The 23,873-nt window shown below is 72.6% G+C and carries 16 protein-coding genes and 5 riboswitches; of the genes, 4 read left to right on the top strand and 12 right to left on the bottom strand.

Features of this window, described 5'->3' with window-relative positions:
- Window position 1 precedes the first annotated feature (1 nt).
- Both AMK18_RS05235 and folP read right to left on the bottom strand, forming a co-directional pair.
- Entirely contained in the window at window positions 2–1,525 is a 1,524-nt protein-coding gene (locus AMK18_RS05235; protein WP_073861816.1) for a CoA-acylating methylmalonate-semialdehyde dehydrogenase, read from the bottom strand.
- Window positions 1,526–1,706: 181 nt separating this feature from the next.
- A riboswitch (cobalamin riboswitch) is annotated at window positions 1,707–1,880 on the bottom strand.
- A 52-nt stretch (window positions 1,881–1,932) separates the two neighbouring features.
- A riboswitch (cobalamin riboswitch) is annotated at window positions 1,933–2,153 on the top strand.
- Window positions 2,154–2,369: 216 nt separating this feature from the next.
- A complete protein-coding gene (folP, locus tag AMK18_RS05230; protein ID WP_073861815.1) occupies window positions 2,370–3,215 on the bottom strand; it encodes a dihydropteroate synthase in 846 nt (281 codons plus the stop codon).
- 186 nt (window positions 3,216–3,401) lie between these two features.
- On the opposite strand from folP, the gene metF reads away from it, so the two are divergent.
- On the top strand, window positions 3,402–4,313 hold the full coding sequence (gene metF, locus AMK18_RS05225; protein ID WP_073861814.1) for a methylenetetrahydrofolate reductase [NAD(P)H]: 912 nt from the start codon (window positions 3,402–3,404) through the stop codon (window positions 4,311–4,313).
- Window position 4,314: 1 nt separating this feature from the next.
- Here metF and cobF read toward each other — a convergent pair whose 3' ends face one another.
- Window positions 4,315–5,106 (bottom strand): precorrin-6A synthase (deacetylating), encoded by a 792-nt coding sequence (gene cobF, locus AMK18_RS05220; protein ID WP_073861813.1) that lies wholly within the window; start codon window positions 5,104–5,106, stop codon window positions 4,315–4,317.
- 181 nt (window positions 5,107–5,287) lie between these two features.
- Window positions 5,288–5,481: riboswitch (cobalamin riboswitch) on the top strand.
- A gap of 181 nt (window positions 5,482–5,662) precedes the next feature.
- On the opposite strand from cobF, the gene metE reads away from it, so the two are divergent.
- Entirely contained in the window at window positions 5,663–7,981 is a 2,319-nt protein-coding gene (gene metE, locus AMK18_RS05215) for a 5-methyltetrahydropteroyltriglutamate--homocysteine S-methyltransferase (protein ID WP_073861812.1), read from the top strand.
- Window positions 7,982–8,005: 24 nt separating this feature from the next.
- Here the strand turns inward: metE and AMK18_RS05210 are convergent, their stop codons facing one another.
- From AMK18_RS05210 to AMK18_RS05185, 6 genes are all read right to left on the bottom strand, one after another.
- Complete coding sequence (locus AMK18_RS05210; RefSeq protein ID WP_073861811.1) at window positions 8,006–8,389, bottom strand: hypothetical protein; 384 nt, start codon at window positions 8,387–8,389, stop codon at window positions 8,006–8,008.
- 46 nt (window positions 8,390–8,435) lie between these two features.
- Window positions 8,436–8,559, bottom strand: a riboswitch (cobalamin riboswitch).
- On the bottom strand, window positions 8,518–9,318 hold the full coding sequence (locus AMK18_RS05205; protein WP_241836504.1) for an ECF transporter S component: 801 nt from the start codon (window positions 9,316–9,318) through the stop codon (window positions 8,518–8,520). It overlaps the preceding riboswitch by 42 nt.
- Window positions 9,319–9,383: 65 nt before the next feature.
- Window positions 9,384–11,030 (bottom strand): ABC transporter ATP-binding protein, encoded by a 1,647-nt coding sequence (locus AMK18_RS05200; protein ID WP_073861809.1) that lies wholly within the window; start codon window positions 11,028–11,030, stop codon window positions 9,384–9,386.
- Window positions 11,027–12,205 (bottom strand): energy-coupling factor transporter transmembrane component T, encoded by a 1,179-nt coding sequence (locus AMK18_RS05195; RefSeq protein WP_073861808.1) that lies wholly within the window; start codon window positions 12,203–12,205, stop codon window positions 11,027–11,029. Before AMK18_RS05195 ends, AMK18_RS05200 begins: the two co-directional genes overlap by 4 nt.
- Window positions 12,202–13,140, bottom strand: coding sequence for a hypothetical protein (locus AMK18_RS05190; protein ID WP_073861807.1), 939 nt, complete (start codon window positions 13,138–13,140; stop codon window positions 12,202–12,204). Before AMK18_RS05190 ends, AMK18_RS05195 begins: the two co-directional genes overlap by 4 nt.
- Complete coding sequence (locus AMK18_RS05185) at window positions 13,137–15,890, bottom strand: prenyltransferase/squalene oxidase repeat-containing protein (protein ID WP_073861806.1); 2,754 nt, start codon at window positions 15,888–15,890, stop codon at window positions 13,137–13,139. Before AMK18_RS05185 ends, AMK18_RS05190 begins: the two co-directional genes overlap by 4 nt.
- Before the next feature lie 364 nt (window positions 15,891–16,254).
- Window positions 16,255–16,328: riboswitch (cobalamin riboswitch) on the top strand.
- A gap of 121 nt (window positions 16,329–16,449) precedes the next feature.
- Between AMK18_RS05185 and AMK18_RS05180 the strand changes: the two genes are divergently transcribed.
- A complete protein-coding gene (locus AMK18_RS05180; protein ID WP_073861805.1) occupies window positions 16,450–17,862 on the top strand; it encodes a hypothetical protein in 1,413 nt (470 codons plus the stop codon).
- 7 nt (window positions 17,863–17,869) lie between these two features.
- Here AMK18_RS05180 and AMK18_RS05175 read toward each other — a convergent pair whose 3' ends face one another.
- From AMK18_RS05175 to AMK18_RS05165, 3 genes are all read right to left on the bottom strand, one after another.
- Window positions 17,870–18,364: a molybdopterin-dependent oxidoreductase gene (locus AMK18_RS05175; protein WP_018100024.1), complete on the bottom strand. Its 495-nt coding sequence runs from the start codon at window positions 18,362–18,364 to the stop codon at window positions 17,870–17,872.
- A 147-nt stretch (window positions 18,365–18,511) separates the two neighbouring features.
- Window positions 18,512–21,295, bottom strand: coding sequence for a molybdopterin-dependent oxidoreductase (locus AMK18_RS05170; RefSeq protein ID WP_073861804.1), 2,784 nt, complete (start codon window positions 21,293–21,295; stop codon window positions 18,512–18,514).
- Window positions 21,292–22,128 (bottom strand): FAD binding domain-containing protein, encoded by an 837-nt coding sequence (locus tag AMK18_RS05165; protein ID WP_018100026.1) that lies wholly within the window; start codon window positions 22,126–22,128, stop codon window positions 21,292–21,294. The genes AMK18_RS05170 and AMK18_RS05165 overlap by 4 nt, the downstream gene beginning before the upstream one ends.
- A 224-nt stretch (window positions 22,129–22,352) precedes the next feature.
- Between AMK18_RS05165 and AMK18_RS05160 the strand changes: the two genes are divergently transcribed.
- Window positions 22,353–23,870: a PucR family transcriptional regulator gene (locus AMK18_RS05160; RefSeq protein ID WP_073861803.1), complete on the top strand. Its 1,518-nt coding sequence runs from the start codon at window positions 22,353–22,355 to the stop codon at window positions 23,868–23,870.
- The last annotated feature ends 3 nt before the right edge of the window (window positions 23,871–23,873 follow it).

Below are 23,873 nucleotides of genomic sequence, written 5' to 3'. Positions count from 1 at the left end.
CTCAGCCCATCGTGGGGATCGTGAAGCTGGCACCCTCGCGCAGGCCGGCGGGCCAGCGCGAGGTGACCGTCTTCGTGCGGGTGTAGAAGCGGATGGCGTCGGGGCCGTGCTGGTTGAGGTCGCCGAAGCCGGACCGCTTCCAGCCCCCGAAGGTGTGGTACGCCACCGGCACCGGGATGGGCACGTTGACGCCGACCATCCCGGTGTCGACGCGGCGGGTGAAGTCGCGGGCGGTGTCCCCGTCACGGGTGAAGATCGCGACCCCGTTGCCGTACAGGTGCTCACTGGGCAGACGCAGGGCCTCCTCGTAGTCGGCGGCGCGTACGACGCACAGCACCGGGCCGAAGATCTCCTCCTGGTAGATGCGCATGGACGGCGTCACCCGGTCGAACAGGGAGGCCCCCGCGAAGAAGCCGCCCTCGTGCCCGTCCAGAACGAAGTCCCGCCCGTCCACGACGAGTTCGGCGCCCTCCTCGATCCCGAGGCCGACGTAGGAGCGGACCCGTTCGACGGCCTCCGGGCCGACCAGCGGGCCGAAGTCGGCGTCGGGGTCGTCGCTGCGGCCGATCCGGAGCGTGCCGATGCGCTCCTTCAGCCGGGTCACCAGCGCGTCAGCGGTCTCCTCACCGACCGGGACGGCGACGGAGATCGCCATGCAGCGCTCCCCCGCCGAGCCGTAGCCCGCACCGATCAGGGCGTCGACGGCCTGGTCGAGATCGGCGTCCGGCATCACGATCATGTGGTTCTTGGCCCCGCCGAAGCACTGGGCGCGCTTGCCGTGCGCGGCGGCCGTGGCGTAGACGTGTGCGGCGACCGGAGTGGAGCCGACGAAGCCGAGGGCGGCGACCCGTGGGTCTTCGAGGAGGGTGTCGACGGTCTCGCGACCGCCGTTGACGACGTTCAGGACGCCGGGCGGCAGCCCTGCCTCCACGAACAGTTCGGCGAGCCGCAGGGGGACGGAGGGGTCGCGCTCCGAGGGCTTGAGGATGAAGGCGTTGCCGCAGGCGAGGGCGGGCGCGGCCTTCCACAGGGGAATCATCGCGGGGAAGTTGAACGGGGTGATCCCGGCGACGACGCCGAGCGGGGAGCGCAGCGAGTGGACGTCGATGCCGGTACCGGCGTTGTCGGTGAACTCCCCCTTGAGCAGGTGCGGGATGCCGGCCGCGAACTCCACGACTTCCAGGCCCCGTTGGATGTCGCCGTGCGCGTCGGCGACCGTCTTGCCGTGCTCGGCCGACAGCAGCCGGGCCAGCGCGTCCTTCTCCCCCTCCACCAGTTGGAGGAACTTCATGAAGACCCGCGCGCGCCGCTGCGGGTTCCACTCGCCCCATCCGCGCTGCGCCTCGACGGCATCGGCGATGACCGCCTCCGTCTCGGTGCGGTCGGCGAGGGGCACCAGGGCCTGGACCTCGCCGGTGTTGGGGTCGTACACCTCGCCGTACGCCCCCGACGTTCCCGGGACGCTCTTTCCGCCGACGAAGTGGGTCAACTCGCGCACGGAGGCGCGTTCGTGCTCGCGGACCATGACTGCCTGCTCCCGTCAGGAGGGATCCGGGGATGGCGCGCCGGGGCGCGCACCCGCGCCGGAGGCGTACGGGTGCGGTGGGCGCGAGATCGCGAATGGCCGGAGGCCCCGTCAGACGGCGGGCTCACCTGGGTCGTGGATACATACCGGTGCCATGCGTGTCAGCTCCATCCTCGTGGACAACACAGAACATCCCGCGGCCGGTATCCTGACTCCCGGATCAGCGCGCGCCGTCCGCCTTCCCGACGTCCAACTCGTCAGTGGCGTAACGCTCGACGGCGTACTCCCCGGTCACAGTGGCGGGACCGTGCCGGATTCGCACCGGCTTCCCTGCACCGCGGGCCTTGTACTCGCGACTATATAGTTGGACGTCCTAGTAAATCCAGAGGTGCGCCCCGGCATGTCGTAGGGTGGGCCCCGCAGCTGGTACGCCCCGTCCGCCAGGCGGGACGCGTCGCAAGAGGGAACCCGGTGGGAATCCGGGACTGCCCCGCAGCGGTGAGCGGGAACGACCGCCGTCATACGCACTGGACCCGGGACGGGTCCGGGAAGCGACGGCCATTAGGTGTCCTCCGGTACGGAGGGTGTGCCCGCGAGTCCGAAGACCTGCCAACTGCCCGTGCGCGTACGACGCGTGCGCGGACATTCCGGTGGCCTCGTGGGTGGGTCGGCGTACATATCCGGCGGACGACCGCGCCTTTGCCGCGCCTTGGTCGTACCTCCGCTTCTGTCGCTTCCTTCGCGCACGCGAGTCCTCGGGATCCCAGGGATACGTCTCTCGAGGGAGGACTCCATGACCGACGCGGGCGAGGTCTCGCAGGTGACGGCGGCCTCCGGGCGCGCCTCAGGAACCCGACATCGCGGCCGTACGCGGGTGCCGGCCGCCCCGCGTCTCCACCCGGCGCAGGGCCGATCCGACGCGTACGGCGTCCGCCGACGCGGCCACGTCGTGCACCCGCACGGCCCATGCGCCTCGTGCGGCGGCCAGCGCGGAGACCGCGGCGGTGGCGGCGTCGCGGTCACGGGCGGGACGGGGCGCACCGGTCACCGGGTCGGCGAGCAGTGTGCCGAGGAACCGTTTGCGGGAGGCCCCCACCAGGACGGGGAAGCCCAGCCGGGTCAGTTCGTCCATGCCGCCGAGCAGTTCCCAGTCGCCGTCGCGGTCCTTGGCGAATCCCAGCCCGGGGTCGACGATGATCCGGCCGGGGTCGACTCCGGCGGACACGACCGCGTCGACCTGCCGGTCCAGCTCGCGGACGACGTCCGCGCGCACGTCCGCGTAACCGGCCAGTCCGTCCATGGCGTCGGAAGGGCCGCGCCAGTGCATGACCACGAACGGGACGCCGCTGCGGGCGGCGGCCGCGGCCATGCCGGGGTCCGCGAGGCCGCCGCTCACATCGTTGATCAGACAGGCTCCCGCCTCGACCGCCGCCCGCGCCACCGAAGCCCGCATGGTGTCGACGCTCACCGCGGCCCCGCCCGCGACCAGACCGCGCACCACGGGCAGCACGCGCCTCAGCTCCTCCTCGCCGGTGATCCGCGAGGCGCCGGGACGCGTGGACTCCCCTCCGACATCGATCAGGTCCGCGCCTTCGGCGACGAGTTCGAGGCCGTGCGCGACGGCCCGTCCCGGGTCGAGCCAGAGGCCGCCGTCGGAGAACGAGTCCGGTGTCACATTCACGATTCCCATGACACCGCAGCGGTCCCAGGACAGCGCCGCGGAAGAAGGACGGGGGTGCGCATTCATGGGGAAAGCATGTCCCATCCGCATTCACGCTGTACAGGGGGATCCGGAAAAGCATGAACGACTTCCGGAGACCGTATCAAAAAGTGGACTGCGATCCTGCGGAGTTCACCTTGTCGCTAAGGTTCCGCCATGGCTCTCGGTACCCCAAGCACACGGTCGGACAGTGCTCAGTCGATTCGCGATCTCCTCTCCGAGGGGGACCGCTCCTATTCGTTCGAGTTCATGCCCCCGCGCACCCCGGAGGCCGAGGCAGGCCTCTGGAAAGCCATCCGCAAACTGGAATCCCTTTCGCCCACTTTCGTTTCGGTGACCTATGGCGCGGGCGGCTCCACGCGGGGCCGCACCATCAATGTCACAGGGCGTATCGCGCAGGAGACGACCCTCACCCCCGTCGCCCATCTGACGGCCGTCGACCACAGCGTGGCCGAACTGCGCAACATCCTCGGTCACTACGCCGACCAGGGAGTCCGCAATATTCTGGCCCTGCGCGGCGACCCGCCCGGTGATCCCCTGGGCACCTGGACGCGACACCCCGAGGGCGTCTGCCACGCGGCGGAACTGGTCGCCCTGATCAAGAAGTCGGGCAACTTCTGCGTCGGGGTCGCGGCATTTCCCGAAATGCATCCGCGATCGTCCGATTCCGCCAGTGACCTACGGCACTTCATCGACAAGTGCCGGGCCGGTGCCGACTACGCCATCACGCAGATGTTCTTCGATGTGGACGCCTACCTGAGGTTTCGCGACCTCGTCTCCGCCGCGGGATGCGACACACCCATCATTCCCGAGATCATGCCGGTCACCACACTGCGCTCGCTGCGGAGAATTCCGGAGCTTTCCACGGCCGCATTCCCGGACGAGCTCGCCGGCCGTATGCTGGCCGCGGAGAGCGACCCGGCCGCCGTGCGTGCGATCGGAATCGACCACGCCACCGAAATGTGCCGTCGGCTCATCGCCGAGGACGCGCCGGGACTGCACTTCATGACCATGAACTTCTCCACCGTGACGACGGAGATCTACAGGAATCTGGGGCTGGCCCCCTGATTTACGGGGCGTCCGTCGGCGGGGTGAAGCGCAGCAGATAGGTGTCCATGATCCAGCCGTGCCGCTCGCGGGCCTCGGCGCGCAGCCGCCGGATGCGGTCGGAGACCTCCTGGACCGGTCCGGCGACGAGGAGTTCGTCCGGCGTGCCGAGGTAGGCGCCCCAGTAGATCCACACGTCGTCGCCCGCGATCCGGGTGAACGACTCGTGGGCGTCGAGCATGACGACGATGTCGCCGTCGTCGTTCTGGCCGACGTCGGCGAGGCGGCGGGCCGGGGTGATGTGCACCGGCCGGCCCACCTGGTTGAGCGGGATCCGGTGACGGGCGGTCAGGGAGGCGACGCTCGTGATGCCGGGGATCACCTCGACGCTCACCGAGAGCGCACCGCGGTCCTCGATGTCCCCGAGGATGCCCAGCGTGCTGTCGTACAGGGAGGGGTCGCCCCAGACGAGGAAGGCGCCCGTCTCCCCGGCCGCCATCTCCTCGCGCATCGCCTCCTCGAAGACCTCGCCGCGCCGTTCGCGCCAGTCCTGGACGGCCGCCGTGTAGTCGGAGCGACCCATCGGGCGCCGGTCGCGGCTGGGGTCCTCGACCTCGACCACCCGGTACGGGCCCTGCGCGTGGTCCTCGATCATGTGGTGGCGCAGGTCGGTGAGGGATGCCTTGTGGGGGCCCTTGCCGACGATGAAGAAGACATCGGTGCGCCGGATCGCCTTCACGGCCTGGAGGGTCAGCTGATCGGGGTCGCCCGCCCCGATGCCGATGACGAGGATCGCGCGCTGTTCCGTGCTCATGCGGCCAGTCTTCCAGGGACACCGGCCCGTGGGCTCGCCCGGGGCGTGGTCCGGCTTCGCCCCCGGGCTGCCGACGGGACCCGGCCCGCCCTGGCAGGGCTGAGGACCGGCCGAGGACCGGCGGAGCCCGGCGTGAGACGGGTGCCCCTCCCCCCGGCGGCACCGCGTAAGGTGGCCGCAGCAGCTGGTTCGCCCCGTCCGCCAGGCGGGGTGTCGTAAGAGGGAACCCGGTGGGAATCCGGGACTGCCCCGCAGCGGTGAGCGGGAACGACCGCCGTCATACGCACTGGACCCGGGACGGGTCTGGGAAGCGACGGCCAGTAGGTGTCCTCCGGTACGGAGGGTGTGCCCGCGAGTCCGAAGACCTGCCAACTGCCCGCGCACGGACCATTCCGTACGCGGACATCCCGGTGACCTCGTGGGCGGGTCGGCGTACACACCAGACGGAACAGCCGCGCCGCGCCGCGCGCAGACCGTGTCCGTCGGGTCGTCGTCACCTTCGCGCCCCCGTCCCGTCTCCGGGATCTCAGGGATTCATCTCGCGAAGGAGATCTCCGTGACATCCAAGTCCGCAGCCGCGGCAGCACGCGCCACCGTGTACGGCTACCCCCGCCAGGGCCAGGACCGGGAGCTGAAGAAGGCCGTCGAGGGCTACTGGAAGGGCCGCGTCAGCGCGGACGCCCTCCGGCAGACCGCCGCGCAGCTCCGGCGCGACAACCGGCAGCAGCTCGCCGACGCCGGCATCCAGGAAGTCCCCACCGGTGACTTCTCGTTCTATGACCACGTCCTGGACACCACCGTCATGGTCGGTGCCATCCCCGAGCGCCACCGCGAGGCCGTCGCGGCCGACGCGGTGGACGGCTACTTCGCCATGGCCCGGGGCACCCAGGACGTGGCGCCGCTGGAGATGACCAAGTGGTTCGATACGAACTACCACTACCTGGTCCCCGAGCTCGGCCCCGGCACCGTCTTCACCGCGGACTCCGCCAAGCAGGTCGCGGAGCTCAAGGAGGCCCTGGCCCAGGGCCTTGCCGCGCGGCCGGTGCTGGTCGGCCCCGTCACCTATCTCCTGCTGGCCAAGCCCGCTCCCGGCGTGCCCGCCGACTTCGAGCCGCTGACCCTGCTGGACCGGCTGCTGCCGGTGTACGCGGAGGTCCTGGCGGATCTGCGCGCGGCGGGTGCCGAGTGGGTGCAGCTGGACGAGCCGGCGCTCGTCCAGGACCGCACCCCGGCCGAGCTCAACGCGGCCGAGCGCACCTACCGCGACCTCGGCGCGCTCACCGACCGCCCGAAGCTGCTCGTCGCCTCCTATTTCCACCGGCTGGGCGAGGCGCTTCCGGTCCTGGCCAAGGCCCCCGTCGAGGGCCTGGCGCTGGACTTCACCGACTCCGCCGCCGCCAACCTGGACGCCCTCGCGGCCGTCGGCGGACTCCCCGGCAAGCGCCTGGTCGCCGGTGTCGTCAACGGCCGCAACATCTGGATCAACGACCTCCAGAAGTCGCTGTCCACGCTCGGCACCCTCCTCGGGCTGGCCGACCGCGTCGACGTGGCCGCCTCCTGCTCGCTGCTGCACGTGCCGCTGGACGCCGCCGCCGAACGGGACATCGATCCGCAGATCGTGCGCTGGCTGGCCTTCGCCCGGCAGAAGACCGCCGAGATCGTCACCCTGGCGAAGGCTCTCGCGCAGGGCACCGACGCCATCTCCGGCGAGCTCTCCGCCAACAAGGCCGCGCTGGCCTCCCGGGCGGACTCCCCGATCACCCGGGACCCGGCCGTACGCGCCCGGGCGGAGGCCGTGACGGACGCGGACGGCCGCCGCTCCCAGCCGTACGCCGAGCGGGCCGCGGCCCAACGGGCGCACCTGGGACTGCCGTTGCTGCCGACGACGACCATCGGTTCGTTCCCGCAGACCGGCGAGCTGCGGACGGCCCGCGCCGACCTGCGCGCCGGACGCATCGACACGGCGGGTTACGAGGAGCGCATCCGGACGGAGATCCAGGAGGTCATCTCCTTCCAGGAGAAGACGGGCATCGACGTCCTGGTGCATGGCGAGCCCGAACGCAACGACATGGTGCAGTACTTCGCCGAGCAGCTGACCGGGTACCTCGCCACCCAGCACGGCTGGGTGCAGTCGTACGGCACCCGGTACGTGCGTCCGCCGGTCCTCGCCGGGGACATCTCGCGCCCCGAGCCGATGACGGTGCGCTGGACCTCGTACGCCCAGTCGCTGAGCGACCGCCCGGTCAAGGGCATGCTCACGGGTCCGGTCACCATGCTCGCCTGGTCGTTCGTCCGCGACGACCTGCCGCTCGGGGAGACCGCCCGGCAGGTGGCTCTCGCCCTGCGCGACGAGGTCAACGACCTGGAGGTGAGCGGTACTTCGGTGATCCAGGTGGACGAGCCCGCCCTGCGCGAGACGCTGCCGCTGCGGGCGGCCGACCGGGCGGACTACCTGGCCTGGGCCACGGAGGCGTTCCGGCTCACGACCGGCGGGGTGCGGCCGGACACCCAGATCCACACCCACATGTGCTACGCGGAGTTCGGCGACATCGTCCAGGCCATCGACGACCTGGACGCCGACGTCATCAGCCTGGAGGCCGCCCGCTCCCACATGCAGGTGGCCAGCGAGCTGGCCGCCCACGGCTATCCGCGTGAGGCGGGACCGGGGGTCTACGACATCCACTCGCCCCGCGTCCCGAGCGCCGAGGAGGCCGCAGAGCTGCTGCGTACGGGGCTGAAGGCGATCCCCGCCGAACGGCTCTGGGTGAACCCCGACTGCGGCCTCAAGACCCGTGGCTGGCCCGAGACCCGGGCCTCCCTGGAGAACCTGGTCGCCGCCGCCCGTACCGTCCGGGCGGAACTGCCTTCCTCCTGAACGGGGTTGCCGGGGGCCGGGACGTCACTCGCGTCCCGGCCCCCGGCCGGGCGCGCCCGGGTCGAACGCGTACAGGTCGAGGATCTCGGGCATCGGGGCCGTGCCCGGGCCTCCGGCGTTCACCCAGGCTATGACGTCCTCGGTGGCGTCGGGGTCGTTGACCAGGCCGAGCCACACCGGCCGGGCCCCGGCGCGACGGGCCTCGGCCGACGGCTGGACGACGACGACATTGGCCTGTTCGCACACGTCCAGGCACGCGGAGACGCGCACCGGGACGGCCGAGCGCAGGCGCGCGGTCTGGGCCGCGTGGTCGCCCGGCACCTTGACCGTGCCGCAGCAGCAGTCCCGGCACACCGTCACCCTGCTGGGCGCGGAAGCCGTTGCGGCAGGGCCAGTTGTTTCCGGCATGCGGCCGTCCGCCTCTCACCGGGGAGGTCCGCCCCGGACATCGTGGAGGTGGCGACGGTGTGAGTGTCTGGCTCCCGGGTCGTGCCCGGTCACAGTGGCGGGACCGCGCCGGATTCACACCGGCTTCCTCAGCTCCCGTCGCCCGATTCGGCGGTCATCGTCTCATGACCCCCGGGGCGGTCCACCGGCTGAGGTGCGGTGAAGCGGGCCGGGGCGCGGAAGCGGGCCCGGCGGGAGGCACGGCGGAAGGTCGTGAGCACGGCGGGGCCGGCGAGCATGACGCACACGAAGTTCGTCACGGCGCGGCCGGTGTCCCAGCCGAGGGAGGTGGCCAGGTCGAAGGCGACGTACCGGTGCCACTGCTCGGTGAAGGGCAGGCCGGGCAGGTAGGCGATGGAGCTGTTCGGGTCGAGGGAGAACGGCCAGAAGGAGAGGTTGAGGAGGAATCCGAAGAGGTATCCCGACAGGGAGCCGTAGACGGCGAGCAGGAGTACTTCGCGGCGGCCGGTGGCACGCGGGAGGAACCCGGCGAGCATGCCGACGAAGGCGCAGCCGAACATCTGGTACGGCATCCAGGGGCCGACGCCGCCGGTGATGAGCGCGGAGGTGAACAGCGAGGTGCAGCCGAGGGTGAAGCCGAAGCCCGGGCCGAAGACCCGGCCTGCGAGAACGAGGACGAAGAAGACGGTCTCGATGCCCGCCGTGCCCGCGCCGAGGGGGCGCAGCGCGGCGTTGACGGCGGACAGCACCCCCAGCATGGCGAGGGCCTTGGAGTCGATGCCGCCCTCGGCGATCTCGGAGAGCACGACGCACAGGATCAGGACGAGCAGCACGCCGAAGATCAGGGGCGGTGCGTAGTTCGACCCGAAGGTGCCCGGCGCCACGACGAACGGCCAGAAGAAGGCGACGATCCCGAGAAGCGCCGCCATGGCGATGACGAGGGTGACGCGCAGGTTGAGCTGGATCGCGGGCACGGTCGGTGTGTTCGGCGTCGTCACGGCTGATCGCCCTCCGGTCGGGGTGCGGCCAGTGCCGCGGTGACCTGGTCGACGGTGAGGAAGGGCAGCGGTGCCAGGATCTTCGCCGTCTGCGGTGCGAAGACCGGGGAGGCGACGATGACGTCCGTGGTGGGCCCGTCGGCGACGATCTCACCCTCGGCCATGACGACGACCCGGTCGGCGGCGCGGGCGGCGAACTCGACGTCGTGGGTGGAGACGACGATCGCGCGCCCTTCGGCGGCCAGCGCGTCGACCGTCTCCACGAGCCGGTTCTTGGCCCGGTAGTCGAGGCCCCGGGTCGGTTCGTCCAGGAGCAGGACGTCGGGGGCCGCGGTGAGCTGGATGGCGAGGACGAGGGCCAGTTTCTGCCCTTCGGAGAGGTCCCGCGGGTGGGTGGAGCCGTGGATGCCGGGTGCGAGCCGGTCCAGGATCTCCCGCGCGTTCCGGCCGTTCGCGGATTCGGTGTCCGCCTGGGCGAGTTCCTGCTCGACGCTTTCCAGGTAAAGGAGGTCGGCGGGGGTCTGCGGGACGAGGCCGACCAGTTGCCGGGCCCGCGCGGCGGGCAGGGTGTGCGGGTCGGCGCCCCGGGGTGTGCCGTCGGCCACGGATACGGTGCCGGAGTGCCGGGCCCCGGTGCCCTGGAGGGCCCACAGCAGCGAGGACTTGCCGGATCCGTTGCGTCCCATCAGCGCGGTGACCTCGCCCGCGCGCAGGGTCAGGTCCACCTCGCGGACGGCGGGGACGCCCTTGTAGGCGACGGTCACCTTGCGGGCGGTGAGCAGGTCGGGCCGGTCGGGGCCGGGTGCCCGGCGGACGGGGGCCGGGGTGCGGCCGGTGAGCCGGGTGCGCAGCTCGCGGGCGGTGCGCCGGGCGTCCCGGATGGACAGCGGGAGCGGGTCCCATCCGGCTGCGCGGCCGAGCTCCACGATGGGGGGTGCGATGGCGGAGGTACGCAGGACGTCGGCGGGGGCGCCGATGCGGACGTGGCCGTCGCCGGGCAGGTGGAGTACGCGGTCGGCGTACTGGACGACGCGTTCGAGGCGGTGCTCCGCCATGAGGACGGTGACGCCGAGGTCGTGGACGAGCCGGGTGACGGCGGCCAGGACCTCCTCGGCCGCGGTGGGGTCGAGGGCGGACGTCGGTTCGTCCAGGACGAGGACGCGGGGGTGGCTCGTCAGGACCGAGCCGATGGCGACGCGTTGCTGCTGGCCGCCGGAGAGCTCGTGCAGGGCTCGGTGGCGGAGGTCGGCGAGCCCCAGCAGGTCCAGGGTCTCCTCGACGCGCTTGCGCATGGTGGAGGGCGGGACGGCCAGCTGCTCCATGGCGTACGCGAGTTCCTCCTCCACGGTGTCGGTGACGAATCCGTCGAGGGGGTCCTGGCCCACCACGCCCACCACATCCGCGAGTTCGCGCGGCGGATGATGGGCGGTGTCCCGGCCGTCGACCGTGACCCTGCCGTACAGGGTGCCGCCGGTGAAGTGCGGGACGAGGCCGTTGACCGCGCCGAGGAGGGTGGACTTGCCGACACCGGTGTGGCCGACGACGAGGCACAACTCGCCCTCCTCGACCGTCAGGTCGACGTCGCGGAGCGCGGGGCCCGCCGCGTCGTCGTACTCGATGGTGACCTGGTCGAAGGTGATCACGCGGTGCCGGCTTTCGGGTCGGTGCGGTGGGTCGCGGCGGGCGGCGGGGCGAGGAATCCGGCCGCCCCGGCCAGCAGGATCGCCGAGGTCGGGACGAGCGGGAGCTCCGGCCACGTCAGCGGGTAGAACGTGGGGTTGAGCTGGGCGGGGTCGTAGCCGAGGTTCGCGAAGAGCAGGACCGCCGAGAGCACACCGCTGCCCGCGACCAGCCACTCGGCGGCGCGCCAGGGGTCGGGCCGGTAGGTGGTGCGGGTGACGCGACGGCCGCCGAGGCGGAGCCCGGCGACGCACAGCGCCGCGCCGACGCTCATCGCGGGAAGGCCGAGGAAGGCGGGGGCGGTGGCGTCGAGGAGCCCGTACGCCCCCGCGCACAGTCCGCACATGCCGAGGAGCATGAGGGCACCGGTGATGCGCCGGGAGGTGCGGGTCGCGGTGCCGGCCCGGCCGTAACCCCGTGAGTCCATGGCGGCGGCCAGGCGCAGCGACCGCTCCAGGGCGTCTTCCAGTACGGGCACGACGATGCCGCGCAGGGCGCCCAGGCCCCGGGTCCGGCCTGCTCTCAACTTCCGCGCCCGGGACACCCGTTGGACGCTCTGCACCAGCTGCGGGGCGACGCTGATCGCGACGGTCACGGCGACGCCGAGCTCGTACAGCGCACCGGGCAGGACCCGCAGGGCCCGCTTCGGGTTGGCGAGGGTGTTGGCGGCGCCGATGCAGCACAGCATGCACGCGAGGCGGAGCCCGTCCGTGGCGGAGGAGAGGACCGCCTCCAGTGAGACGGGGCCGCCGAGCTGGATGCCGGCGTACCAGTCGGGGGTGGGGATGTGCGGCAGGGCGAAGAGGAAGTGGTCGTGCGGGGTGATGCCGGTGGCGAAGACCGCGCGGAAGATGACGCGGATCGCCACGACGGTCAGCGCCAGATAGAGGTAGTACTTGAAGCCCCGGGCCCAGGGCGCCGTCGTGCGGCGTGCCGTGACGACGTAGCCGAGGACCGCGAGCACCAGGAAGAGCAGCAGCGGGTTGGCGGTGCGGCTGACCGCGGTGGCGAGGGCGAGGGCCCAGATCCACCAGGCGAGCGGGTGCAGGCCGCGCGGCAGCCGCCGGCCGCCCCGGTCCGGTCCGGGACCGGGCGGGGCGGCCGGCGGCTGCGCGGCGGTGCGGGCGACCGCGCTCACTCGTGCCGCCTGCGGCGGGCGGCGTAGAACGCGGCGCCCCCGATGAGCACCACGAGGGCCGCGCCCGCGACGACGGGCAGCACCGAACCGGAGTCGTGCGGGGCGTCGGCGGTGGGTTCGGCGTCGAGCACGGGCGTCTTGCCCTTCGCGGCCGCCGCGTCGGCGCTCGGGGAGTCCGAGGGGGTGGGGGTGTCCGACGGAGTCGGCGACGGGGAGGGTGAGGGCGACTCGCTCTTCTCGGGCTTCTTGGAGGCCTTCGGCTTCTTCGAGTGCGTCGGAGGCGGGGTGTCCTCCTGGGTGGCGCCCTGCTCCGGGGCGGGACCCGTGTCGACGTCCGGCGGCAGGTCGGGCGCCTTCTCGGTGGAGGCGGGCGAACCGGCCCCGGTGGGCTTGGTGTTGTGGGCCCGCAGCTGGTCGGGGGTGACCTTGGGGCGGCCCTTGGTCCCCCCGATGTCGGTGCCGCCGAAGATCCACAGGTCGACGCTGCCCGGCTTCGGCCGGTAGAGCATGGCGCCGAGCTGGCTGTACTCCCAGTCGTTCGCACCGGGGTCCGCGTGCCAGTACGACCAGTAGGCGGACGCCGGGGGCGTCAAAACGCAGTCCTCCTCCGACGTGGGCGGGAACTGTTTGCCGCTCTTGTAGCCGCTGAAGCCGATCCGGCAGATGAACGCGGGTCCGTCGTGCCCGGTCCCCACCGTGCGCCAGCCGGCCTGGTTCAGCAGCTCGTAGCCGGTCGTCGGAGTCGTCCCGCAGGCCCGGTAGATGGGCCCGCCCCAGTGGCTGAAGTCGACGGCGAGGACCGCGCCCGACGTGGTCGTGCACCGGCCCATGGGCTGCGGGTCGGCCGCGACGGGGGACGCGGTCGCGCCCAGGCCCGCGAGCGCGAGGCCGAGCGCGGCCACGAGGCGCGCGAGCGTGGGCAGGACCGGCCTCATCGCCCGGCCTCCCCGGCGACGCGGCGCCTGGCGGCGACGACGGCCCACCAACCGAGGGCAGTGAGCAGCACGGCGAAGGCCGCCAGCGCGGTGACCTGGACGCCCGTGGAGGCCAGGGCGCCGCCTCCGTCACCGCTGTCCGCGTCGACGATGCCGCCGCCCGAACCGGAGTCGTCATCCCCCGGGGTGATGATCTGCGGGGTGCCGTCGGTGTCGTCGCTGGGGGTGGGCTGGGCGGAGGTGCCGTCGAGGCTGCGGTCCAGCTTCCCGAAGGAGATGCCGGTGGCGCCGCCCACGGCCTGGGTCGACGCGCGGAGGTCGGAGCCCGGCTGGCCCTCCTTGGCGACCTTGAAGCCGCCGTCGGCGTTCTGCTGCCCGGCGAGGAACTTCAGCGCCGCGTCGATCTCCTTCTTGTACGTGTCCTTGTCGAGGGACAGCCCCTGCACGGCGAGGGCCGCGGAGTTGACGGAGTTGCCCGCCGCGCCCGGGAATCCGCCGTCGGGAAGCTGCTGGGCGGCGATCCACTTCAGGGCCTTGCCGACCGCGGCGTCCGCCGTCTTCCCACCGGCGAGGTCGAGGGCCATCGCGGCGATGGCGGTGGAGTCGACGTCGGAGTCACCGGTCGGCGGGATCAGGCTCGGCCAGGCGCCGCTGCCGTCGTTCTGCAGGCTCTCCAGGTAGGCGACCGGGGCCTTCGCGTGGTCCTCGTCCCCCGCGCGCAGCTGGGCCATCACGGCGAGGGCCTGCGAGAAGACGGAGGGCGCGTAGGTGTAGGCGCCCTCGGCCGCGCAGGAGCGGTCCGGGGCGGTGCTCGCGGCGGGGCACACCGCCTTGTCCAGAGCGGCGATCAGGTCGTGTCCGGCGAAGTCGCGCGGGTCGCGTCCGACGGCCTCGGCCAGCAGCGCGGTCTTGCCGAGCGATCCGCCGGCGGCGTACTGGGTGCCGGCGCCCGTCCAGTCGTTGACCGTCCGTCCTTCGCCGTCCTTGCCCTCGTCGTCCAGGAAGTCCACGATGCCGCGCAGCTTCGCGTTGTCGAGGCCGGTGGCGGCGAGCGCGTAGGCGCCGTCGATGGTCAGACCGAAGTCGGCGCGCCCGGACCCGGGGCCGACCGGGTAGTACCGGCCCTGCTTGAGCTGCGCCGCACCCGTGAGGTAGGCGACGCCCTTCTTCAGGTCGGGGCCCTTGCCGGGAGTCGGAGCCTCCGTGGTGGGAGGGGTGGTGGTCGGCGGGGTGGTGGGCTCGGCCTTCTCGGTGGTGAGCGTCGCGATGTCGGTACGTGCTCCCGTGAGTACGGCGACGGGGGTCGCGTACAGGGTGGGGTCGACGGCGTCCTGGTCGAACCCGAAGCCGCCGCCCTTGAGCTGAACGCGGGAGAGCCAGCCCTCGGCGGCGTCGGCCCGCTTCGTGTCGCCGACCGCGCGCAGCGTCTGGGCGGCGTAGGCGGTGGCGATCACGTCACCGGTGGTGGACCCGGCGTAGCCCGGGAAGGCCCCGGTGTCGAGCTGTTGCTTCGCGAGGTAGTCGCGGGCCTTGGTGACGGCGTCGTCGTGGCCGCCCGCCGTGTGCAGGACGAGGGCGATCAGCCCGGTGGAGCCCGCGTCGCCCTCGCAGCGCTCGCCCGGCTGGATGAGGATGCTGGTGATGCCGCCGTCCTTGCACTGGACCTGGGTCAGCCGCTCGACCGAAGCCGGGTCCGGCTTCTCACCGGCACGCAGGAGGGCGAGGACCGCGCGGGCCTGCTCGTCGGCGTAGGTGATGTTCCGGATGTCGCCCGGGGCGGTGCAGCCTTCGCCGGGGGCGCGTTCCGTGCACACGTTGCCGGTGAGGTCGGCGATCAGGTCCCGGCCGCCGAAGGAGTGCGCGTCGCCCTCGGTGGACTCCGCGAGCAGCGCGAGCCGGGCGGCGGCGCCGGTCGCGGGGGGCTGGTCCTTGCCGTTGGGTGCGACGTAGTCGTCGACGTGGGCGGCGAGGAACGAGGTGACCTTGTCGAGGGTGTCGCTCCTGCCGTCGGCGGCGGCCAGCGCGTACGCGGTCTCCGTGGTCAGCAGGTAGTTGGGATCCTCGGCGCCCTCGTCCACGATGCGTTCATCGTCGGTGAGGCCCCTCTTCAGCCAGGCCGCGGCCGAGGCGACGTCCACCCGGCCCGGTGCCCCGGTCGGTTCGCCGCCCGGGTCGGGGGTCGAACCGCCTCCGGCGCGTACGTCGTCGGGGCTGAAGGTGGGCCTGCCGGTGGTGCCGCCGATGTCGGTGCCGCCGTAGACCCAGGCGTCGACGTCGCCGTCCTTGAGCTTGCGGCCCATGGCCCCGTACTGGCTGTAGGACCAGTCGTCCTGTCCGGGGGCGGCGACCCAGTAGGACCAGTACGCGGTGGCCTGCGGGGTGAGGACGCAGGCTTCCTTGTCCGGAGTCGGGTACTGGGTACCGGAGTTGAAGGCGCCGTACCCGATGCGGCAGATGAAGGCCGGTCCGTCGTGCTGGGTGCCGGCGGTGCTGAATCCGCCTTCGTGCAGCAGCTCGTATCCGGTGGTGGGGGTCGTGTCGCAGCCCCGCTCGACGGTGCCGCCGAAGGGTCCGAAGTCGACGGCGACGATCGCGCCCTTGGTGGCGGTGCAGTCGCCGACCGGGGCCGCCGCGGCGCGCTGGGCGCCGGGCAGGAAGGCGAAGCAGACCGCGGCCAGGAGGCCGAGTGCGCAGAGCGCGGCCGTGAAAATGCCCTGCCGTCTTCGTGCGCCTGTGTCCGGGCGCTGCATGGTCCCCACCGGGCCCCCCTCGGGTGTGGCCGATGCGGGGGTACGAAGACGTGGCAGCAGTACGCCGCCCGGATTCCGCAGGGAACCGCGCGTCGTTACGGGTCGCACCACGCCGTAGTCCGCGACGGCGTCTGTTGCTGTGGAACAAGCCCCAGGTACTCCGGCTCACCCGGCCAGGCCGGGTCTACGGTTGCGGGTCAGCGCCGGAATTCGACCGGCTTCCCCTGGAACAGCTTGCGTATCGGAGCGAGTGGAGCATGCGTTCGTACGGTCCGTCAAGGCCGCCCCTGACGTGACGCCCGGGCACACCGGGCCCTGTGGCGGACCCTGCCCGGCGTCGGGTACTGTCCCGCACTGCCGAGTGGGGGAACCCGGTGGGAATCCGGGGCTGACGCGCAGCGGTGTGGGGGCGACGACCGCCTCCGAGCCCGAATGCCCAAGCGGTGATGGCTATCTGGAAGTCGGTCCACGCGTTCGCGGACGGCGGCCAAGTCCGCTGCGTGCGCTCGAAAGGGCCGGCCGCCGGGCGGGTCGGCGTCCCTTCACCCTGGAGCACGCCATGCCCCGTCCCGCCCTTGTCCACCGCACCGCCCTCACCGCGGTCGCCGCACTGGGCGCGTTCGCGCTCACCACCCTGCCGGCCGCGGCGACCGCCACGCCCGCGCAGATCGCCACGTCCAAGACGAACGGTGTGACGTACCTCAAGTCCCTTCAGCAGCCCGACGGTTCGTACGCGGGCACCGGCCTGTCCAACGAGTGGGCCTTCAGCGCGCTCGCGGCGGCGGGCACCGCCGCAGTGGACGTCACCCCCGGGGGCGACGCGACCAAGAACGCGCGGACGGTGTACAGAAACCTCCTGGCCACCAGCGCCTGGCCCTCCGCGTCCCCCGTCGTCACCGACTACGAGCGGGCCGCCCTCAACGCCTACGCGGCGGGCATCGACCCCGCACGCGTCTCGGCGGCACGCAACCTCGTCGCGGACATGTACCGGTACTGGCAGACCGCCGAGCCCGGCTACTTCGGCCCGTCCGCGAACTTCAACGGCACGGTGTTCGCGGCGCTCGCGCTGAACGGCGCCAGAACCACCGCCGGCCAGATACGCGTCCCGCAGTCCCTGCGCGACGCGGTGATCAGCCGCATCCGGGCCAACCAGCACGACGACGGCGGCTGGAACTACAGCAAGGCCGAGGGCGATCCGGGCGCGCTGGCGGCCGACAGCGACATCGACATGACCGGCGCCGCGATGGCCGCGCTCTGCGTGTCGGGCGTCGCGAACACCGACCCGGACATCGTCCAGGCGAAGACGTTCCTCAAGGGCAAGCTGATCGCCAACACCGGTGCGTTCGACGCCATGTTCGGCGTCAACACGGACTCCAACGGCTGGGCGGTCTCCGGTCTCAACGCCTGCGGGATCAACCCCCAGACCGGCGACTTCCTCACCAGCAAGGGCAAGACCCCGGTCGACTTCCTGATCGGCCAGCAATTCAACCCCGGTGGCGGGTTCAAGTACCTGCCCACCGACACCACCCCGCAGGCGTACGCGTCGATCGACGGGCTGCGCGCGGTGGCGGGCGGCGGCTTCACGGCGACCCCGCCGACTCCGGTCACCTCGGGCGCACCCCAGTGGGTGGGCCAGGCCGCCCTGACCTCGGGCACCGCGACGTCCTTCGCGCTGACCGTGGACGACGGCACGGGCAGCCTGAAGGTGTGCTCCGTCGCCCTCACCCCGACCGGGTCCACGACCACGCTCGGAGCGGTTCTCGACGCGGCCACGAGTGCGGCCACCCCGTCCGGCTGCGTCAGCGGCGTCACCCCGTCCTCCGGGACCGGGCAGCTCACCTCGCTCAACGGCAAGGCCAACAGCGGTTCCAGCACCTGGAAGGCGAGCGTCGACGGATCGGCCTTCACCACGGCCGCGCGCAACCGGTCCATCGGTGTCGGCGACACGATCGCCCTGCGCTGGGGCGCCTGAGGCACGGTCACACCACCGCGGGGACGGCCTCCTCGCGGTGGTGGCAGCCGAGCCAGATGCCGGTGACGGCGCTGACGTAGCGCGCGCCGCACCGGTCGGACGGGACGACGAGCTGCGTACCGGCCTCGTCCAGGTCGTGGCCGTCCATGCGGGTGGCGAGCAGGACCGGCGCGTTGCCGAAGTCCGCGTCGATCTCCGCCCAGGACAGGACGGTGTGGTGGCCGTCGCCGCCGCTCACCGCGAGCAGGAAGCGCGAGCGCTCCTTGCGGCGGAGCGGGGCGAAACCGGGCAGGGTGGCGGCCACCACCTCGCGCAGCAGCGGTCCGGCGAAGGTGTGGCGCTGCGGGCCGGAGGTCGCGCAGTCGAAGACGACCTCGGCCCGGTGCTGCTCCCAGTCCCGCCGCAGCCGGGCGACGGACAGGGTGACCGGATCGGCCAGGTCGCCCCAGAGCGCGAAGGTGCCCGTGGGCGTGGGGCGCGGGGCGGTACTCGGTCGGTTCATCGTCGGTCCCCTCGCGGCGGTCGGTGAGGCGGCTGCGCGCAGTGATACCCGACCGCCGGAGCGGTGAACCGCGATTGCCATGCCAGGTCGCCTCTTCGGCTCGCATTTCTGAGCTATGTACGAGTACGGGCCTGGCATGACCCGGGTCTATCGGCCGACCCCCTCCGCCCGCAGGTTCAGCGCCAGCCACACCCGGTCGCGGGTCACCGGCAGCTCGGTGAAGCGGATGCCCGTGGCGTCCCGCAGGGCGTTGGCGAACGCGGGCGCGACCGGGTTGAAGGGGCTCTCGCTCATGGACTTGGCGCCGAGCGGGCCGATCGAGTCGGAGGTCTCCGTGAAGTGCACCTCGGTCCGGGGGACGTCGGCGTACTGGGGCAGCCGGTAGCGGCGGAACGCGGCCGTGGTGACCTCGCCCCGGTCGTCGACCCGGACGGTCTCGAAGAGCGTCGCGCCCAGCGCCTGGGCCACTCCGCCCTCGACCTGGCCGCGGCACTGCATCGGGTTCATGACCTTCCCGGCGTCGGCGGCGTGGACGCTGCGCAGGATGCGGATCTCGCCGGTGCCGGGGTCGACGGCGATCCGGAACCACTGGGCGTTGAAGGCGACCGAGCGCGGCGAGCCGCCCCAGTGCCCGTCGGCCGCGAGCTCGTCCGCCGCGCCGAGGGCGTGCCCCGCCTCGTACAGTTCCTTGAGCGTGACGAGCCGCCCGGCGCAGTCGACGGACTCCGCGCCGAGCACGCACAGGTGCCGGGCGACTCCGGTGTGGCGGGCGGCCAGGGTCCGCAGGCGCTGTTCGAGGGAGGTCGCGGCGAGGAGCACCGCCTTGCCCGCGACGACGGTTCCGGCCGAGCCGAAGGCGCCGGTGTCGTGGCGGACGACGTCCGTGTCGGACTGGCGGATCGCGATGCGGTCCTCGGTGGTGTTGAGGGCCCCCGCGGTGAGCTGTTTGTGCACGGTGGTGGTGCCGCTGCCGAACTCCGCGGTGCCGACGGCGATGTCGTACGTCCCGTCGGCCAGGAGCGAGACCCGGGCGTCGGCGTAGTGGCCGCCGGGCGGACCGGTGGCGATCATCGCCATGCCGGTGCCCTGGCCGGTCAGCCACCCCTCGGGGACGTCGTCGGCGCTGCGGTCCTCGGCGATGGCCCGGCGTACGACGGACAGGCACTGGTCGAGCCCGTACGAGGCGATGTGGAGGTCCTCCTCCTCGCCGATCGGGCTGATCATGGCCTCGCCGGGGCCGATGATGTTCTTCTCGCGGAACACCAGCGGGTCCATGCCGAGGCGCCGCGCGAGTTCGTCCATGACCGACTCCACGGCGAAGGTGACCTGGCCGAGGCCGTAGCCCCGGAAGGCACCGGCCGGGACGACGTTGGTGTACACGGAGTACGCGTCGACCTTCTTGTGCGGGGCCCGGTACACCGCGAACGACTCACCGACGCTGTGGAACATCACCGCCGGACCGTGGTTGCCGTAGGCGCCCGTGTTCGACACCACCCGCATCTGCAGGGCGGTGAGCGTGCCGTCCCTGCGGACCCCGGCCTTGACGCCGATGAGGAACGGATGGCGGGTGGTGGCACCGTAGAACTGCTCGGCGCGGGTGTACTCCAGCTTCACCGGCCGCCGGAGCCTGAGCGCGGCGAGAGCGACGATGTCCTCGGTGAGCATCTCCTGCTTGCCGCCGAAGCCGCCGCCGACCCGCCCCGCGACCACCCGTACCTCGTCCTCGGGCAGTCCGTACAGCGCGCAGAGCGCCCGGCGGGTCAGGAACGGGGTCTGGGTCGAGGAGCGTACGGTCAGCCGCTCCCCCGTGCCGTCCTCCTTCGGCTCGAAGTACGCGACGCAGCCGTGGGTCTCCAGGCTGGCGTGCTGCACCCGCTGGGTCCGGAACGTCTCCTCGTGGACGATGTCCGCCTCGGCGAACCCGTCCTCGACGGAGCCGGTCTCGCCGTGCACCTCGCCCGCCACGTTGTCCGCGACCCGGGCGATGCGCACCTCGGGGCCCTTCCCGGCGTGGATGACGGGCGCGCCGGGGCGCATCGCCTCCTCCGGGTCGGTGACATGGGGCAGCACCTCGTACGTCACCTCGATCCGGCGGCACCCCTCCTCGGCTGCCTGCTCGCCGTCCGCGACGACGGCCGCGACGCGCTGGCCCACGTACCGGACGACGTCGTCCAGGACCCGGGTGTCGTCGGGGTCCTCGGTGGGGTGCTCGTGGCGGGCCGACGAGTACAGCGTGTCCGGGGCGTCCTCGTGGGTGAGTACGGCGACGACCCCGGGCACGCGCAGCGCGGCGGCCGTGTCGATGGCGAGGATCCGGGCGTGCGGGTGCGGTGAGCGCAGCAGCTTCATGTGGAGCAGGCCGGGGACCTCGGTGTCGAAGGTGTAGCGGGCGGTGCCGGTGACGATCTGCGGCCCGGCCGGTGCGCCGACGTTCCGCCCCACCGCCTGCCCGGCGCACGGGCGTTCGGTGTGCCGCACCCCTTGTACCGCGTCCTCGATCGCCCGGTATCCGGTGCAGCGGCACAGGTTGCCCTTGAACGCGCGCGGCAGGTCGTCCAGTTTGCCGTCGTCGTGCTCGGTGCCGCGTTCCGCCTCCAGGGCGGCCGTGGTCATCAGGAACCCGGCGGTGCAGAACCCGCACTGGTAGCCCTGCGCGTCGAGGAACTTGCGCTGGACGGGGTGGAGTTCGCCGTCCGGCGTGGCCAGGCCCTCGACGGTCGTCACCGTACGGCCTGCGGCGCGTGCCGCCGGGTAGAGGCAGCTGTGCACGGGCTCGCCGTCGACGTGGACGGTGCAGGCGCCGCAGTCACCCGCGTCGCAGCCCTTCTTCACCCCGAACCAGCCGCGTTCGCGCAGATAGGTCCGCAGGCACTGGCCTGCGCGGGGCTCCTCCTCGGACGTCCGTCCGTTGACGTGGAGTTCGTAGCTCATCGGTCGTCCCTCCCGGGCGCTTCGGTCAGCTCGCGGCGGACCTCTTCGGCGAGGCGCAGCCCCATGTGGCGGCGCCACTCGGGCAGTCCGTGGATGTCGTCGAACCACTCGGTGCCGGACACCGCCGAGTCAATCGCGGACCGCAGCCGCCCGGCCGTCGGCGGCAGCGGGAACCAGAACCGGAAGGGCCTGGTGGTCGCGGCGGTGACGGTGACGGCGAGGGAGCCGTCCACCGGATCGAGCGTGCCGATGACGAGTGCGCCGGAGCGGCCGAGCCCGTACAGCGACGCCTGCCGGAAGGCCGTGCGGCACTCCAGTGCCCGGCCGGGCAGCGTGACCGAGCGCAGCAGTTCGCCCTCGGCGAGGTCCTTGCGGCCCGCGCCCCGGATGAATTCGGCCACCTTCACCTCGCGGACGGAGCCGTCCTGCGCCCGGAGCAGGCAGCTGCCGTCGAGCGCGGCCGTCAGCGAGATCATCGGCCCGGCCGGCAGGCCGTTGCACAGGTTCCCGCCGACGGTCGCCATGTTCCAGATCTTGAACGAGGCGAGGAAGGCGCGGCAGCACTGCTCGAAGAGCGGGGCGGCGGGCGCGTGCAGCGAGCGCCGCCCGTAGCGGGACAGCTGGGCGATCGTGCAGGTCGCGGAGATCTCCAGCGAACCGTCCGGGTGGCGCGTCAGGGGCTCCCAGCCCATCCGGCTCAGGTCGACCAGCCGGCGCAGGTGCGGCTGCGGCTCCGAGAACAGATAGGTCCCTCCTCCCAGCCAGGCGTCTCCGGCCCGCCACGGCTCGCGCAGCCGCGCGTCCCGCACGTCGGTGATCGTGTTCAGATCCATGCCGCCCCAGCCCTCCGACCGATGTCTTCGAGCCAGTGAAGCCCCCGGAATGTCCGGACACGACTGGACGCGAACCCGGAAAACGTCCACCTCCGACCCCCTGCGCCTGGAGGATCAAACAAGAGCCGTTTTCCGCCTGCGGCTTTGCATCTACGATGCGATTACTCGCATTCGCCTCGTGAATGCGAGTGCGGGCTCGCCCCGTGACCGCGCAAGGAGTCCGTATGCACGTCGACCACCTCCTCCGGATGGACCGTCTGGATCTGTCCCTCGTCTGGGGCGACGAGACCCTGCTCGGCCAGGAGATCGCCGGAGTCACCGCGACGGATCTGGAGGACCCGGCCCGCTTCCTCCAGCGGGGCGAGGTGGTGCTGAGCGGTCTCGTGTGGTGGACCCCGGAGGGCGGGCCGGGGCGGACGGACCGCTTCGTGTCGGCGCTGCGGGAGGCGGGCGCCGTGGCGCTGCTGGCCGGTGAGGAGACCCACGGGGAGGTGCCGCGCCAGCTCGTGGACGCCTGCCGGAAGTTCCGCGTGGCGCTCATCGCCGTACCCCCGCAGACCAGCTTCCGGGCCGTGACCGAAGCCGTCTATCTGCGCCAGTGGGGCGACCTCAGCGGCCGCCCCGGCGACCATCACGCCCTGCCGGAGAACGTGCGCCGGGACCTGGACCACGCACTGGAGGGCGGGGCGGAGGCCGGGGAGCTGCTCGACCGCGCGTTCGCCCACCTCGGGGCGCCCGCCTGCCATCTGCTCACCAGCAGCGGCCGGACCGTCGCCCGGACCGGCGGCGCGCCGCGCCTGCCCGCGCCCCGGGCCGCGGAGGCCCTGCGCGGCGGGCGGGGCACGACGGTGCGCGTCGAGTCGGAGAGCACGGCCTTCGACACCTGGTACCTGCACCTCCCCGAGGGCGAGCAGGTGCCGCCCCGCGTGCTGGAGGAGATATCCGGGCTGCTCGGCAGGTTCCGGCGCCGCCGCGACCAGCACCGGGCGGCGCGCGACACCGCCGCCGCCCGGCTCGTGGCCGCCGTCGGCGCCCTGCGCCCCGATCCGGACGGCCTGCGGGGCGCGCTGGAGGCGTGCGACCTGGCCGGGATGTCCTCGTACACCGTGGTGACGGCGGCGCTGGAACCCGGGGACGACGGCACCGCTGCCCTCGGTGAGGCGCTGGCCCATCTGCGGTCGGTGACGTTCGCCGTGGCCCGGGGCGCCGGCGACGAGGCGACGGCGGTGGTCGCGCACACGGGGGACGCGGCGGCCGGGATCGGGGAGCGGCTGCGCGAGATCGGGCCCCTGATCCGGGACTGCCGGCCGCAGAGCGCCTGGCGGGCCGGAGTCAGCGCACCGGTCGCCACCGCCGCCGGGCTGAACACGGCGCTGATGCAGGCCCGGTACGCCCTCGCGGCGGCCCGCTCCCCGGCGCCGGACACTCGGCCGGTCGTCGTGCAGGGCGAACTCGGCGGCCTGGCGGTGCTGTTGGCCGGGGTTCCCGCCGACGTACGGAAGGTGTACCGCGAGACGGTCCTGGGCCCGCTCGTGGCCGCCGGCCCGAAGTCGGGCCCCATGCTCCTGGAGACCTTGCAGGCGTTCCTGGACCACGACTGCTCCTGGGCCCGCACCGCGGAGGCCCTGCACGTCCACGTCAACACGGTCCACTACCGCGTCCAGCGCATCGAACTCCTCACCGGCCGCGATCTGTCCCGCCTGGACAACCGCCTGGACCTGCGCACGGCACTGCTGTGCTGACGT

Origin of the sequence: Streptomyces sp. CB01249 (assembly GCF_001905735.1) — a bacterium.
In the GTDB taxonomy this organism is placed as follows: Bacteria; Actinomycetota; Actinomycetes; order Streptomycetales; family Streptomycetaceae; genus Streptomyces.
Note: the sequence above shows the minus strand (reverse complement) of the source record. Positions and strands in the feature narration are given on the sequence as shown.

Excerpts from the sequence above, each read along its gene's own strand:
- AMK18_RS05235 (WP_073861816.1), bottom strand. The coding sequence starts at position 1,525 with ATGGTCCGCGAGCACGAACGCGCCTCCGTGCGCGAGTTGACCCACTTC.
- folP (WP_073861815.1), bottom strand. The coding sequence starts at position 3,215 with ATGGGAATCGTGAATGTGACACCGGACTCGTTCTCCGACGGCGGCCTC.
- metF (WP_073861814.1), top strand. The coding sequence starts at position 3,402 with ATGGCTCTCGGTACCCCAAGCACACGGTCGGACAGTGCTCAGTCGATT.
- cobF (WP_073861813.1), bottom strand. The coding sequence starts at position 5,106 with ATGAGCACGGAACAGCGCGCGATCCTCGTCATCGGCATCGGGGCGGGC.
- AMK18_RS05210 (WP_073861811.1), bottom strand. The coding sequence starts at position 8,389 with ATGCCGGAAACAACTGGCCCTGCCGCAACGGCTTCCGCGCCCAGCAGG.
- AMK18_RS05205 (WP_241836504.1), bottom strand. The coding sequence starts at position 9,318 with ATGGCGGCGCTTCTCGGGATCGTCGCCTTCTTCTGGCCGTTCGTCGTG.
- AMK18_RS05190 (WP_073861807.1), bottom strand. The coding sequence starts at position 13,140 with ATGAGGCCGGTCCTGCCCACGCTCGCGCGCCTCGTGGCCGCGCTCGGC.
- AMK18_RS05185 (WP_073861806.1), bottom strand. The coding sequence starts at position 15,890 with ATGCAGCGCCCGGACACAGGCGCACGAAGACGGCAGGGCATTTTCACG.
- AMK18_RS05180 (WP_073861805.1), top strand. The coding sequence starts at position 16,450 with ATGCCCCGTCCCGCCCTTGTCCACCGCACCGCCCTCACCGCGGTCGCC.
- AMK18_RS05175 (WP_018100024.1), bottom strand. The coding sequence starts at position 18,364 with ATGAACCGACCGAGTACCGCCCCGCGCCCCACGCCCACGGGCACCTTC.
- AMK18_RS05170 (WP_073861804.1), bottom strand. The coding sequence starts at position 21,295 with ATGAGCTACGAACTCCACGTCAACGGACGGACGTCCGAGGAGGAGCCC.
- AMK18_RS05165 (WP_018100026.1), bottom strand. The coding sequence starts at position 22,128 with ATGGATCTGAACACGATCACCGACGTGCGGGACGCGCGGCTGCGCGAG.
- AMK18_RS05160 (WP_073861803.1), top strand. The coding sequence starts at position 22,353 with ATGCACGTCGACCACCTCCTCCGGATGGACCGTCTGGATCTGTCCCTC.